Source organism: Inquilinus sp. YAF38 (genome assembly GCF_052113205.1).
Taxonomy (GTDB): Bacteria; Pseudomonadota; Alphaproteobacteria; order DSM-16000; family Inquilinaceae; genus Inquilinus.
In genome coordinates this window covers 102058-114969 of sequence record NZ_JBFRCU010000009.1, presented here as the reverse complement: position 1 = coordinate 114969, position 12912 = coordinate 102058, and the positions used below count along the sequence as shown (strand labels likewise).

Here is a 12912-nt window from a genome sequence, read left to right as displayed (position 1 = left end):
CGCTCAGCTGCCGGCGGCTACCTTCGCCGAGCCCACGGACCAGCCGCCGCCCAGCGCCTTGTACAGGGCGACTGCGGCCTGCAACCGCTCCGACTTGGCCTGGACCAGCTGGTCGCGGGCGGAGAAGTAGCTCTGCTGCGCGTTCAGCACGGTCAGCAGGTCCACGGCGCCGGCCCGGTACTGCGCGTCCGACAGGCGGAACGCCTCGCGCGCCTGGGCCACCACCTCCTGCTGCGCCCGATAAGCCAGCCCGGTCTGCTGCGTCGCGATCAGCGCGTTCTCGACATCGCCGAAGGCGGCCAGCACGGACTTGACATAGGTCTGCCCCAGCTCCTGGTACTGCGCCTCGGTGAGCTGGACCTGGCCGCGCAGGGCGCCGCCCTCGAAGATCGGCTGGGTCAGCGAGGCGGCGAGGCTGTAGAGCGTGTTGGCGGAGTTGAACAGGGTGCCGAGCGCCGCGCTCTGGACCCCGCCTGAGCCGGTCAGCTGGATCGATGGGAACAGCTGCGCCTTCGCCTCCTTCGCATTGAACCGGGCGGCGAGCAGCTGGGCATCGGCGTTCTGGATGTCCGGCCGGCGGTCCAGCAGCGAGGACGGGAGGCCCGCGGCCACCACCGGGATCTTGAGGTCGTCGAGCGACTGGCGCTGCAGCGACAGCCGCTCCGGCGGCTCGCCCAGCAGCAGGGCCAGGGTGGTCTCGGTCTGCTGGCGCTGCTGCTCCAGCGGTGGGATCGCCGCCTTCTGCTGCGCCACAACCGTGCGCTGCTGCGCCACGTCGAGCGCCGAGGCCGCGCCCGCACTCTCCTGCGCCAGCACCACGTTCAGCACCTGCTGGGCGTTGGCCAGGTTGTCGCGCGCGATCGCCAGCCGGTCCTGGAACTCCAGCACCTGCACATAGGTGGTGGCGGTGCTGGAGGTGACGGTCAGGGCGACGGTGTCGCGGTCGTAGCGGCTGGCCAGCGCCGAAGCCTGCGCCGATTGCAGCGCCGCCCGGTTCTTGCCCCAGAGGTCGATCTCGTAGCTGGCCGAGAGCTCGGCCGAGAACTGGTCGCTGATCGTCCGGCTGGAGCCGATGCCGAGGCTGCTGGTGCGCTCCGGCGAGACCGAGTGCGACGCGTCGCCGGTGGCGCCGACGCTGGGCAGCAGCGGCGCGCCGGCGATCCGCGCCTGGGCATCGGCCTGCAGCACCCGGGCGACGGCCGCGCCGATATCCTGATTGTTCTGCTGGGCGGTGCGGATCAGCCCGTCGAGCTGGGGTGAGCCGAAGCTGCGCCACCAGCCCGTCTCCGGCCAGGTGGTGCCGGCCGGCCCCTCGGCCTTCCAGCCGCCCGGGATGTCGAGGGCGGGCCTGTCGTCCTCCGGCCCGGCGCAGCCGGCCAGCAGGGCGACGGTCAGGACCGCCGCGAGAGGGTGGTGGAAGCGGATCGGCATGGTCACTCGGCGGACAGGGCGACGACGGGGTCGAGGGTGGCGGCCTTGCGCGCCGGCATATAGCCGAAGACCAGGCCGGTGAGGAAGGCGCAGCCGAAGGCCAGCAGCACCGGCCCGGGCGAGAACTGGATCGGCGTGCCGAAGGCCTGCAGCGCCGCCGCCACCCCGAGGCCGCCGACCACGCCGATGGCGCCGCCGATCGCCGAGACCACCACGGATTCGGTGATGAACTGCTGCAGGATGTCGCGCATCCGGGCGCCGGTCGCCATCCGCACCCCGATCTCGCGCGTCCGCTCGGTGACGCTGACCAGCATGATGTTCATCACCCCGATGCCGCCGACCAGCAGCGAGATGGCGGCGACCGAGCCGAGCAGGATGGTCAGCGTGTTCTGCGTCGCCGACACGGTCTCGATCAGCGACGACATGTTGCGGATCTGCACGTCCTGGCGGCGATGCCGTGCCTCCAGCAGGGCCTGCACGTCCTGCTGGGTCTCGTCGATCCGCGCCATGTCCTGGACCTGCACCGTGATCGAACGGACGAAGCGCTTGCCGAACACCCGCAGGCTGCCGGTCGACAGCGGCATGAAGGCGACATCGTCCTGGTCGGTGCCCCACGCCGTGGCGCCTTTCGGCTCCATCAGCCCGATCACCTGGAACGGGATGTTGTTGACCAGCACATAGCGCCCCAGCGGGTCGACGCCGTCCGGGAACAGGAGCCGGGCCACGGTCTGGCCCAGCACGATCACCGGCGCATAGCTCGCCTGATCCGCCGCCGCGATGAAGCTGCCGCGTTCGACCGACCAGTTGCGCATCGTGGGGAAGTCAGGCGTCGTTGCGTCGGCCTGGGTCTGATAGTCGGTGTTGCCGTAGCGCAGGGTGACGGTGCCGCTCAGCTCCGGCACCGCAACGGCCACGTTCGGCAGTTGGGCCAGCGCCTCGGCATCCTCCGGCACCAGCGTCGCGATCACGCCGTCGGCGGTGCGGTTGTTGCTCTGCGCCGGCCGGACCAGCAGCAGGTCGGTGCCCATGGCCGAGATGCGGTCGACCACCGATTGCTTCGCCCCGTCGCCGATCGCCAGCATGGTGATCACCGCGCCGACGCCGATGACGATGCCGAGCAGGGTCAGGATGGTGCGAAACAGGTTGGCGCGCAGGGCCCGGAGCGCCATCTTCACCGCTTCCGCCATATCGGCGACGCCCAGCGCACCGGCGTCGCCCGCATGCTGGCCCTCGACCCCGCCCAAGGCGGCTGCAGGCCCCCGCGCGCCGCTGTCGCCGACGATGTGCCCGTCGCGGATCTCGATCAGCCGGTGCGCGTGCTCCGCCACCGCCCGGTCATGGGTGATCAGGATGACGGTGCGGCCGGCCTCGCTCATCCGCTTGAGCAGCGCCATCACCTCGGCGCCGCTGCGGCTGTCCAGGGCGCCGGTCGGCTCGTCGGCCAGGATCACCCGGCCGCCATTCATCAGGGCGCGGGCGATCGACACCCGCTGCTGCTGGCCGCCCGACAGCTGGTTCGGCCGGTGGCCGGTGCGGTCGGCGAGGCCGAGCGAACCCAGCAGCTGCTCCGCCCGCTCGCGGCGCTCGGCGGCCGGGATGCCGGCATAGATCGCCGGCACCTCGACATTCTCGGCCGCGGTCGCCGACGGGATCAGGTTGTAGCTCTGGAAGATGAAGCCGAAGGTCTCGCGCCGCAGATGCGCCAGGGCGTCGCGATCCAGCGTCGCCACATCGGTGCCGTCGACCCGATAGGTGCCGGTGGTCGGCCGATCGAGGCAGCCGAGGATGTTCATCAACGTCGACTTGCCGGAGCCCGAGGCCCCCATGATGGCGACGAACTCGCCGGGATGGATGTCCAGCGAGATGCCGTGCAGCACCTCCACCGCCAGGTCGCCGTTGACATAGGTCTTGGTGACGTCGCGCAGCGACACCAGCGGCCGGGTCTCGGTACGGCCGGTCGTCATCGGCGTCTGATCACCGGTTGCCGCCGGCCGGGGCTCGCGGATGTCCATCAGATCCTCGGGCTCCGGCTCTGGCCCGGGGCCGCCGGCTCCGTGGTCTGCCGGCGGGAGCCGGTGATCACCTGCTCGCCCGGCTCCAGCCCGCTCAGGATCTCCGCCTGCGCCCGGTTGGTGACGCCGACCGTCACCGTGCGGGTCTCGATCGATCCGCTCGGCTTCAGCACGCGCACCGCGGCCCGCCCCGGCGCGGCCGAGGAGGTGCCGGGCGACAGTCCCGACAGCGCCGTGACCGGCACCAGCAGCGTGTCCTGGGCGGCGGCCGAGACGAAGAACACCTGCGCCGTCATCTGCGTCATCAGCGTGCCGTCCTGGTTCGGCACGTCGAACAGCGCGTTGTAGAGCACGACGTTGCTGACCACCTCCGGCGTCGGCTGGACCTGCCGCAGCGCCCCGTACCAGCGCTTGTCCGGCATGCCGAGGGTGGTGAAATAGGCGGTCATGCCGAGCCGCAGCCGGCTGACATCGGCCTCCGACACCTGCGCCTTGATCGTCATGGTCGAGAGGTCCGCGACCTGGACGATGATCGGCGCCGACTGGTTGGCGTTCAGGGTCTGGCCCCGGCGCGCCGACTGCGACACCACCGTCCCGTCGATCGGCGCGTAGATCTTGGTGTAGCCGAGATTGGCCTCGTCGCCCTTCAAGGTCGACTGGATCTGGCGGGTCTGGGCGTCGATCGCATCCAGCTGGGCCTGGGCAGCGGCATAGGCCGCCTCCGCCACCTGCAGCGCGTCGTCGCTGGTGGCACGGGACGCCTTCAGGTTGCGCTGCCGCTCGGCCTGCTGCCGGGCCAGCAGCAGCTGCGCTTCCTTCTCCGCCCGCTGCGCCGCGAGGTTGGCGATCTGCGCCCGGTCGGCCTCGACCCGCGTCTGGTAGACCGTCGGGTCGATCTCGGCCAGCAGGTCGCCGGCCTTCACCCGGTCGCCGATCGCGACATGCAGCGTCTTCAGCTGGCCGGAGACCTGGGTGCCGACATCGACATAGCTGAGCGGCTGCAGCGTCCCCAGCGCGGTGATCGCATCCTCGATGTCGCCGCGCTCGGCCGTGGCGGTGAGCCAGAGCTGGTCCGGCGCGACCGCCCGGCCCCAGCGGTACCAGGCCCCGCCGCCGGCCAGCAAGGCGAGAACCAGCAGGCCCAGCAGCACAAGGCGGCGCCGGCGGGGAGCCTTGCCGCGCGCGGTCCGGGTCGGTCCGGGCAAGGGCGGCGGTGCCGCCTCCCGCAGCCTCGGCTCGATCTCAGTCCTGGTGTCCGGCATTCCCCTCGGCCCGCAATAGTGTCGCCCCTTCACGGCCCGGCCGGATATTTCCGGCGCGGGGCCGCCTCCGATCCGGCTGGTCTGGCCAGGGCGAGCCGATTATATCCTTTCGCAGGCCTCCTGGCCGCAGACTCCGATACGGCTATCGAGGCAGGCATGGCCCGTGCGGCCGTCGTCACCCTTTCCGGCATTCTCCTGACCGCCCCGGCCCTGGCGGCGCCAGCCTCCTGCGGCCCGCACGACGTGGTGGCGGACTATCTGGCGCGCGCCTTCCAGGAAACGCCGGCGGGCGCCGGCACCACCAACAGCGGCGGCCGAGCCGAGTTGTTCACGGCGCCGAAAGGACGGAGCTGGACCCTGCTCTACACCGGGCCGGACGGGCAGTCCTGCATGATCGCGGCCGGCCGCGGCTGGGCCCCACCCATGCCTGGCCTGGACGACGAGACCACCAAGCCGCGCTGAGCTCAGCCCTTGGTCGCGGCGATCAGCGGGTGGACCACCCGGTCGCCCGGCTTGATGTCGAGGAAGCGGGAGATGCCGCCGTTCAACTCCAGCACCGCCTTGGCAGGCCCTTCGGAGGTGCGCGGGTCCAGAGTCTGCGGCGGCACCTTCTCGAGGATGTTGGCGATCGTCCCGTCGGTGCGGATGAAGATCATGTCCAGCGGGATCAGCGTGTTCTTCATCCAGAAGGCTTGCGGCCCGGCCTGGTCGAACACGAACAACATGCCGGCATCCGGCGCCATCTTCTCGCGGAACATCAGGCCGCGCTGCTGCTGCTCCGGCGTCAGCGCCAGCTCGACCGTGAAATGGAAGCTCTTGCCGGCCGCGGTCTCGATGGTCAGCTCGCTGGCCTTGAACGGGACCGCTTCCTGCGCCGGGGCGGGGCCGGCGGCAAGCAGCAGGGCGACAACGGCAAGGAGCGTCTTCATCGATCGTCCCATCTCGTCAGGGTGCCATCACAGCACGGATCACGTCCTGGACCTCGTGCCGCACCGGGCCCGGCCGCGGCGCGTCGTCCATCCGGTCGAACCACGCGGGCTCGGGCGGGGTGCCGCGGCGGCGCGACCAGGACAGGCCGGCCAGCACCGTGCGGGACCCTGCCGTCAGCGGCGCCGCCGGATCGAGGCCGTTCAGCACCGCCCAGACCCCGGCCCAGCAGCGCCCGACGGTCCAGGGATTGTAGCCTCCGCCGCCGAGCACCAGGAGGCGTGGCGCGACGCCGCGCACCGCCGCCACCACGTCCCACAAGGCGCGGTTGGAGAGTGAGAGGCGGCTCAGCGGATCGTCATGCAGCGCGTCGGCGCCGCATTGCAGCACCACGACCTGGGGCCGGAAGGCTTCTACCAGCGGCAGCAGCGCCTTGTCGCGCACCGCCGCCATCTCGTCGTCGTTCAGCGCGCGCGGCATCGGCAGGTTTCGGGCATTGCCGCCGCCGCGGTCGTCGATCGCCCCGGTGAAGGGCCAGCGCTGCGCCTCATGCATCGACACGGTCAGCACCCGCGGGTCGCCAGCGAAGGCATCCTGCACCCCGTCGCCGTGATGGGCATCGACGTCGAGATAGGCGATGCGGTCGACGCCGCGATCCAGCAGGTCGAGGATCGCCAGCGCCGGGTCGTTGAAGTAGCAGAAGCCGGAGGCGCGGTCGGGCCGGCCGTGATGCAGCCCGCCGGCCGGGCTGTAGACCACCGCGCCTTCGGCCACCAGGCTGGCGCCGAGCAGCGAGGAGCCGCAGGCAGTGGCCGGGCGGCGGAACACCTCGCCGAAGATCGGGTTCTCGATCCCGCCCAGATTGTGCCGCTGCCGGCGCGCCGGGTCGAGGTCCTGGTCGCGCTCGGCATCCTGCACCGCGGCGACATAATCGGGATGGTGGAACCGGGTCAGCGCCCCCGGGCCGGCCAGCGGGCCCTCGCGGTACTGGCCGTCGGCCAGCCAGCCCTGGGCCCGGATCAGGTCGAGCGCGGTCGAGACCCGCGGGATGGCGAGCGGATGCTTCGGCCCGTAGCTGGAATGCCGGTAGACCTCGCTGCCGATCAGGATCGGCCGCGCCGCCATCGCCGGATCAGGCTCCCTTGCCCGCCGGCTTGCCCTCCGCCGGAGCCGCCGGCGGGGCCTTCTTGCGGAACAGCTTGTCCTCGCCGAGGAACAGCAGGATCGGCGCCGCGATGAAGATCGAGGAGGTGGTGGCGACGACGATGCCGATCAGGATGACGATGGCGAATTGCTGCAGGTTCTCGCCGCTCCAGATCGCCAGCGGCAGGCAGGCCAGGAAGGTGGTCAGCGAGGTGCCGATGGTGCGGTTCAGCGTCTGGTTGATCGACAGGTCGATCAGCTGCCGCAGCGGCAGCGACTTGTACAGCCGCAGGTTCTCGCGCACCCGGTCATAGACCACGACCTTGTCGTTGACCGAATAGCCGAGGACGGTCAGCAGCGCCGCGATCGAAGTCAGGTTGAACTGCATGCCGGTGACGGCATAGACCCCGATCATCTTGGTGACGTCGAGGATCATGGTGACCACGGCGCCGACGCCGAACTGCCACTCGAAGCGGAACCAGATGTAGAACAGCATGGCGACCAGAGCGAGGCCGAGCGCCAGCATGCCGTTCTGGAACAGCTCGCCCGAGACCGTGCCGCCGACCGAATCGATGCTGCGGATCTCCGTGCCCGGGACCTTCTCGGTCAGGGTCTTCTTGACCGTGTCGAGCGCCACCTGCTGCTGCTGCTCGGTCGGCTGCGCCTCCATCCGGATCAGCACGTCGCTGGGCGAGCCGAACTGCTGCAGCTGGACCTGGCCGAGGCCGAGGGCATCGAGTTCGGAGCGCAGCACCGAGAAGTCCGCCGGCTGCGGCGTCTGGATCTCGATAGCGATGCCGCCCTTGAAGTCGACGCCGTAGTTCAGCCCCGGATGGAAGAACAGGATGACCGAGGCGATGCTGAGGAAGGCCGAGGTGGCGAGGCCCAGAATGCGGCCCCGCATGAATTGGATCTTGGTGTCGTCCGGGACGAGACGGAGCCAGAACATCACGCTTTCCTCAGCACGGGCAGGACGGTGGGGCGCTTGCGGCGGATCCAGGTGACCATCATGAACCGCACCAGCACCACGGCGGTGAACATCGAGGTCAGGATGCCGATCCCGGTGGTGACGGCGAAGCCGCGCACCGGGCCCGTGGTCAACGAATACAGGATCGCCATCTTGATCAGCGAGGTGATGTTGGCGTCGAAGATCGTGCCGAAGGCCCGGCTGAAGCCCGCATCCATCGCCGAGAACGGCGACCTCCCCCGTTTCGTCTCTTCGTGCAATCGCTCATTGATCAGGATGTTGGCGTCGACCGACATGCCGAGGGTCAGCAGCATGCCGGCGATGCCGGGCAGCGTCAGCGTCGCTTCCAGCAGCGACAGGATCGCCACCGTGAGCACCATGTTCATGACCAGGGCGATGTTGGCGAACAGGCCGAACAGCCCGTAGGACAGGAACATGTAGGTGATCACCAGGACGAAGCCGACAGCGACGGCGATGATGCCGGCCTGGATGGCGTCGGCGCCCAGGTCGGGGCCGACCGTCCGCTCCTCGACGATGGTCAGCGGCGCCGGCAGCGCGCCGGCGCGCAGCAGCACCGCCAGATCGTTGGCGCTCTGGGCGCTGAAGTTGCCGCTGATCTGGCCGCGGCCGCCCAGGATCGGCTCGTTGATGTTCGGATAGGTGATGACCTTGTCGTCGAGCACGATGGCGAAGGGCTTGCCGACATTGGCCTGGGTGACCTGGCCGAAGCGGCGGGCGCCGGCGCTGTCGAACTCGAAATTCACCACCCACTGCCCGTTCTGCGAGTTGGTGCCGGCGCGGGCGTCGGTCAGGTTGGCGCCGTCGACCTCGATCCGCTTGCGCACCGCGATCGAGGTGCGCTCGCCCTGCCGCGGATTCTCGATCGGCAGCACCTCGGTGTCCGGCGGCACCGGCTGGCCGGGCTGGTAGTCGAGATTGACCAGGTGGAAGGTCATCTTCGCCGTCTGGCCCAGCAGGCGGCGGATGCGGTCGGGGTTCTGCTCGCCCGGCAGCTGCAGCAGGATGCGGCTCGATCCCTGGCGCGAGATCAGCGGCTCGCGGGTGCCACTCTCATCGACGCGGCGGCGGACGATCTCGATCGACTGCTCGACCGCCCGGGCCTCGCGGTCGCGCAGGCCCACCTCGGTCAGGGTCAGGCTGCCCTTGCCGTCGCTGCCGACGCTGATGTCGAGGTCGCGCTTGCCGCCGGCCAACGGGTCGACGGCGCCGGTCAGCAGGTTCTCGGCCAGCAGCGTGCGCACCCGGTCGGCTTGGCCGGGGTCGGACAGGGTGAAATTGACCGAATGGTCGTTCACCGCAAGGTCGCTGAAGGTAATGCTCTCGCGCCGCAGCAGGCTGCGGATCGAATCCTGCATGTTGGCGAGGCGGGCATCGACCACCGCCTTCATGTCGACCTCCAGCAGGAGGTAGGAACCGCCCCGCAGGTCGAGACCGAGATTCATTTGCCGGGCCGGGATCCAGGACGGCAGCGAGTCGAGCGTGGTGCGTGGCAGGATGTTCGGCAGGCTCAGGATCACGCCGAGGAGGCACACCACCAGGATGGTGACCTTCTTCCACGGGGCGAAATACATCATCGACGGCAAGCTCTCAAAATTCGGTCGGTTCGGGCTGGCCCGGCCGAGACATCATGGGATCCGGACCGGCACGCCGGACCGCAGGGCGCGCACGGTACAATGCACGCCGCCGTTTAGCCATGGCGAAGTGGCGGGGTCGTCACACCGGCGTCGACAAGCCGCGCCAGATGCTCCGCCACGGCCGGCGAGACGTATTCTACCAGAAGATCGGGGCCGAGGGCGGCGGTCGTGATCGGCCGCCACTCCCGCGTCCCATTGGCACGGTGGGGGGCGGCGCTGCCCGGGAAGGCGATGCGGTTGCGCTCGCCGCCGCCGACCACCGGCGCGATGAAGACATGGGCCAGATCGACGCGCCCGGCCTCGAGCAACAGGCCGAGCAGGCGCGGGCCGCCCTCGACCATCACCGAAGCGACCGGCCGGCCGAGCCGCGCCACCATCGCCGGGCCGGCCAGCGTGTCGAACAGGGCATCGACCGGCGACCCGTCCGGCAGCGCCAGCACCGCCGCCGAAGGCGGCAGCAGGGCTTCCAGCGCCACCGCCTGCCGCGCCGCCGCCGCCCCCAGCAGGAACACGGTCGGCGCATCGGCGGAGAGCAGCCCGGACTTCCAGCGCTCCAGCCGCTGCGGCAGGGCGGCCAGCGCTCGGCCGTTCGGATCGTAGACCAGCCGCAGCGGATGGCGGTGCCGGTCGCCGGCGGCGTCGCGCACGGTCAGGGCCGGATCGTCGGCCAGAACGGTGCCGGCGCCGACCAGGATGGCATCGTATTTCTGGCGCAGCCAATGGGTGTGGGCGCGCGCCGCCTTGCCGGTCAGCCAGCGCTCGGCGCCGTCGTCATAGGCGAGCTGGCCGTCCAGCGTCTGCGCCCATTTCGCCGCCACCAGCGGCCGGCCGAGACGCTGCCGCAACAGGAAGGGCGCGTGCCAGGCCGCCGCCTCCGGCGCCAGCACACCGACGCTGACCGCGACGCCGGCCGCCTGCAGCCGAGCCAGGCCGGTGCCATCGACCAGAGGGAACGGGTCGCGCAGCGCCACCACGCAGCGCGCCAGGCCGAGCGAGGCCAGGAGGTCGGCGCAGGGCGGCTGGCGACCGTGATGGCTGCAAGGTTCGAGCGTGACATAGGCGGTGGCGCCGCGGAATGCCGAGCGGTCGGCCGCCGCCTCGACCGCGACACGCTCGGCATGGCGCTCGCCGATCCGCTCGGTGGCGCCACGCGAGACGACGCGGCCATCTCGGACGATGACGCAGCCGACCACCGGGTTCGGGTCCGACAACCCGTTATGGGTCATCGCCGTCCGCAGCGTCTCCAGCATCCAGGCTTCGTCGTCACCCAGGGTTCGGGTGGGCGGCGCGGCATCGCGCAGCGGCTCCAGCAGCGTGTCGCGGAGAACGCCGCCGAAGCCGAAACCCGGCGAGAGCCCGGCCGGCAGCGTCAAGGCTTGCCCAGGCGGCGCACCCCCGGGGTGTCGCCGACCGCCAGGGGCAGCACCTTGGCCTGGCCGGAAATCTCCGACAGATCAATGCGATGTGCGTGCTTCTTCACCTTGGCTTCAAGGTATTGGATGTTGTGTTCGGTGACGAAGACGCCGGTCGGCACGATCTCGGCGATCTCGATCCCGGCGGCCTCCAGCTGCTTCGCCTTGTCGGGGTTGTTGGTCAAGAGCCGGATCCGCTTGACCCCGAGCGCCAGCAGCATCTGCGCCGCCGGGGTGAAATCCCGCAGGTCGTGCGGGAAGTTCAGCCGCTCGTTCGCCTCGTAGGTGTCAAGCCCCTGGTCCTGCAGCACATAGGCGTCGAGCTTGGCGTAGAGGCCGATGCCGCGTCCCTCCTGCCGCAGGTAGAGGACGAAACCGCCTTCTTTGCCAATACGATGCAGGGCGTCGTTCAACTGCGGGCCGCAGTCGCAGCGCTGCGAGCCGAAGACGTCGCCGGTCAGGCATTCGGAATGCACCCGCACCAGCGGCACGTCGCGGCCTTGCGGCCCGAGGGCGATGGCAAAGTGCTCGCCGCCGTCGGCGAAGCCGTCGAAGGTGTGGAATACGCCCCTCGCCGCCCCGTCCAGGATCGGGATGGTGACGGTGGTGCGGATCTCGACCCGCGGCGGGTTGACCGGTGCCTGCATCGAATACCCCGACGGCCGCGCCGCGACCGACCTCGTGAAACCGTGGGGACAATATCGGTGGGCGGCTTCGATATTCCCAGCCCTAACGAACGGAGATCGGCTATGCGGCTCGCTACGTCTGCAACGCCCGGATCTCGTTCACCGCCGCGATCCGGGTGCCGTCCCAGTGATAGGACAGGTGCCGTTCCTGGATCACCGGGGTCAGCACGCTGCGCGGCCGGAACACCGCGGCGCACTGCCCGCCGGCATGACGGACGCTGTCATAGGCGATGCCATATGAGTCCTCGCCGTGCAATTGCCGCCCCAGCGCCTGGCCGGCTGAATAATCGACCGGGTCGTAGACACCGGGCAGTTCGGCGCCCAGGCCGCGGATGTCGTGCAGCTCGCCCGACAGGCTGTTGATCAGCACCCGCATGTCGATCGTGGTCGCCGGCGTCGCCGTCGCGGCGAAGAAGCGGGCGCGGTGGTAGCTGGTTTCCACCACCGCCGTATCCAGCGCCGCGGCACCGTAATAGGCCCCGTAGGTGCCGTCGGTGAAGCGGCTACCATCCGGGTGCAGATGGGTGAAGGGCGCCATGATGAAGCTGGTACCCGGGCCGCTCATCCGCTCCTCCAGCGGCACCAGCGCGATCTGGCCGACCTGGTCGCGCAGCCGGTCGTTGGTGCGGGATTCGAGCTCGATCAGCAGCTCCCAATCCTCGGGCGGCGCCACCCGCTCGAACAGGTCGATCGGCGGATATCGGCTCGGGATGATGCGCCAGCATTCGCGCCAGTCGACCCGGCGAACCGGAAGGGTCAGCCCCAACCGCCGCGCTCCGCATCCAGGTAGCGGCGGACCACGAACAGGTCGGCGACATTGCCCGACAGCATGCGGTCGAGCGCCGAGCGGCCGCCGAAGGGCGAGGCCGTGTTCGGCCGCCGCACCCAGCCATCGGCCAGCCTGGCGTCCTTGAACAGGATCTGCAGCGCCCGGTAAATGCCGAGGATGTAGGAGATCCGCTCCATCGTGTCGGCCGAGGGATGGCCGGTCGCGCCAGCCTTCCAGCGGTAGAAAGTGGCCTTGGACGGGCGGCCCAGCAGCACGCGCTTCTCCTCGTCCTTCAGCCCCCAGGCCTCGACGATGTTGAAGAAGGCGCTCAGGCCCGCCCGGGCCATCCGCCCCTCGGCACCGCGCGGCGCCACCGCCGCCTCTTGCGCCATCATCGAACCGCTCCTCTCCAAACTCGTTTGAGACTTTTGATCTCGTTTGAGATAAATATAGCGGGAGACCCGGCCGATGACAAGTCCCGCTCCATCAACACGGCAGCCCCTCCCCGCGTTGCATGCTGGTTGACGCCGTCCGCCGGCCATGGCTCACTCCTCTCATGAGTGCGATCCGTTCGATGATTACCGCGACCACCAAAACGACCACCGCCAGAGGCGGGTCGTGCGGAGGTCGTGTGCGCTGATCGGACAG

The 12912-nt window shown here is 70.0% G+C and carries 12 protein-coding genes; 1 reads left to right on the top strand and 11 read right to left on the bottom strand.

The window, feature by feature from the left end; genetic code table 11:
* Window positions 1–3 precede the first annotated feature (3 nt).
* From AB4Z01_RS06395 to AB4Z01_RS06385, 3 genes are read right to left on the bottom strand one after another with little or no spacing between them, the layout of a single operon-like run.
* Window positions 4–1431, bottom strand: a complete 1428-nt coding sequence (locus AB4Z01_RS06395) for an efflux transporter outer membrane subunit (protein WP_441691756.1) — start codon at window positions 1429–1431, stop codon at window positions 4–6.
* A gap of 2 nt (window positions 1432–1433) precedes the next feature.
* The gene (locus AB4Z01_RS06390) at window positions 1434–3395 is read right to left on the bottom strand and encodes a MacB family efflux pump subunit (RefSeq protein ID WP_441691755.1); all 1962 of its coding nucleotides are present in this window, start codon (window positions 3393–3395) and stop codon (window positions 1434–1436) included.
* 47 nt (window positions 3396–3442) lie between these two features.
* Window positions 3443–4705 (bottom strand): efflux RND transporter periplasmic adaptor subunit, encoded by a 1263-nt coding sequence (locus tag AB4Z01_RS06385; protein WP_441691753.1) that lies wholly within the window; start codon window positions 4703–4705, stop codon window positions 3443–3445.
* A 156-nt stretch (window positions 4706–4861) separates the two neighbouring features.
* Here AB4Z01_RS06385 and AB4Z01_RS06380 point away from each other — a divergent pair, with 156 nt between their 5' ends.
* Window positions 4862–5167: a hypothetical protein gene (locus AB4Z01_RS06380; RefSeq protein ID WP_441691751.1), complete on the top strand. Its 306-nt coding sequence runs from the start codon at window positions 4862–4864 to the stop codon at window positions 5165–5167.
* Window positions 5168–5169: 2 nt separating this feature from the next.
* On the opposite strand, the gene AB4Z01_RS06375 is transcribed toward AB4Z01_RS06380, so the two are convergent.
* From AB4Z01_RS06375 to AB4Z01_RS06340, 8 genes are all read right to left on the bottom strand, one after another.
* Complete coding sequence (locus tag AB4Z01_RS06375) at window positions 5170–5634, bottom strand: DUF192 domain-containing protein (protein ID WP_441691749.1); 465 nt, start codon at window positions 5632–5634, stop codon at window positions 5170–5172.
* A gap of 16 nt (window positions 5635–5650) precedes the next feature.
* A complete protein-coding gene (locus tag AB4Z01_RS06370; RefSeq protein ID WP_441691748.1) occupies window positions 5651–6757 on the bottom strand; it encodes an acetoin utilization protein AcuC in 1107 nt (368 codons plus the stop codon).
* Between the two features lie 7 nt (window positions 6758–6764).
* Complete coding sequence (gene secF / locus AB4Z01_RS06365; RefSeq protein ID WP_441691747.1) at window positions 6765–7724, bottom strand: protein translocase subunit SecF; 960 nt, start codon at window positions 7722–7724, stop codon at window positions 6765–6767.
* The gene (gene secD / locus AB4Z01_RS06360) at window positions 7724–9337 is read right to left on the bottom strand and encodes a protein translocase subunit SecD (protein WP_441691746.1); all 1614 of its coding nucleotides are present in this window, start codon (window positions 9335–9337) and stop codon (window positions 7724–7726) included. Before secD ends, secF begins: the two co-directional genes overlap by 1 nt.
* A gap of 113 nt (window positions 9338–9450) precedes the next feature.
* Window positions 9451–10770: a bifunctional diaminohydroxyphosphoribosylaminopyrimidine deaminase/5-amino-6-(5-phosphoribosylamino)uracil reductase RibD gene (ribD, locus tag AB4Z01_RS06355; protein ID WP_441691745.1), complete on the bottom strand. Its 1320-nt coding sequence runs from the start codon at window positions 10768–10770 to the stop codon at window positions 9451–9453.
* Complete coding sequence (locus AB4Z01_RS06350) at window positions 10767–11456, bottom strand: GTP cyclohydrolase II (protein ID WP_441691743.1); 690 nt, start codon at window positions 11454–11456, stop codon at window positions 10767–10769. The genes ribD and AB4Z01_RS06350 overlap by 4 nt, the downstream gene beginning before the upstream one ends.
* A gap of 112 nt (window positions 11457–11568) precedes the next feature.
* Complete coding sequence (locus AB4Z01_RS06345) at window positions 11569–12261, bottom strand: RES family NAD+ phosphorylase (protein ID WP_441691741.1); 693 nt, start codon at window positions 12259–12261, stop codon at window positions 11569–11571.
* Window positions 12252–12659, bottom strand: coding sequence for an MbcA/ParS/Xre antitoxin family protein (locus AB4Z01_RS06340; RefSeq protein ID WP_441691739.1), 408 nt, complete (start codon window positions 12657–12659; stop codon window positions 12252–12254). Before AB4Z01_RS06340 ends, AB4Z01_RS06345 begins: the two co-directional genes overlap by 10 nt.
* Window positions 12660–12912 lie beyond the last annotated feature (253 nt).

Excerpts from the sequence above, each read along its gene's own strand:
- AB4Z01_RS06395 (WP_441691756.1), bottom strand. The coding sequence starts at position 1,431 with ATGCCGATCCGCTTCCACCACCCTCTCGCGGCGGTCCTGACCGTCGCC.
- AB4Z01_RS06390 (WP_441691755.1), bottom strand. The coding sequence starts at position 3,395 with ATGACGACCGGCCGTACCGAGACCCGGCCGCTGGTGTCGCTGCGCGAC.
- AB4Z01_RS06385 (WP_441691753.1), bottom strand. The coding sequence starts at position 4,705 with ATGCCGGACACCAGGACTGAGATCGAGCCGAGGCTGCGGGAGGCGGCA.
- AB4Z01_RS06380 (WP_441691751.1), top strand. The coding sequence starts at position 4,862 with ATGGCCCGTGCGGCCGTCGTCACCCTTTCCGGCATTCTCCTGACCGCC.
- AB4Z01_RS06375 (WP_441691749.1), bottom strand. The coding sequence starts at position 5,634 with ATGAAGACGCTCCTTGCCGTTGTCGCCCTGCTGCTTGCCGCCGGCCCC.
- AB4Z01_RS06370 (WP_441691748.1), bottom strand. The coding sequence starts at position 6,757 with ATGGCGGCGCGGCCGATCCTGATCGGCAGCGAGGTCTACCGGCATTCC.
- secF (WP_441691747.1), bottom strand. The coding sequence starts at position 7,724 with ATGTTCTGGCTCCGTCTCGTCCCGGACGACACCAAGATCCAATTCATG.
- secD (WP_441691746.1), bottom strand. The coding sequence starts at position 9,337 with ATGATGTATTTCGCCCCGTGGAAGAAGGTCACCATCCTGGTGGTGTGC.
- AB4Z01_RS06350 (WP_441691743.1), bottom strand. The coding sequence starts at position 11,456 with ATGCAGGCACCGGTCAACCCGCCGCGGGTCGAGATCCGCACCACCGTC.
- AB4Z01_RS06340 (WP_441691739.1), bottom strand. The coding sequence starts at position 12,659 with ATGATGGCGCAAGAGGCGGCGGTGGCGCCGCGCGGTGCCGAGGGGCGG.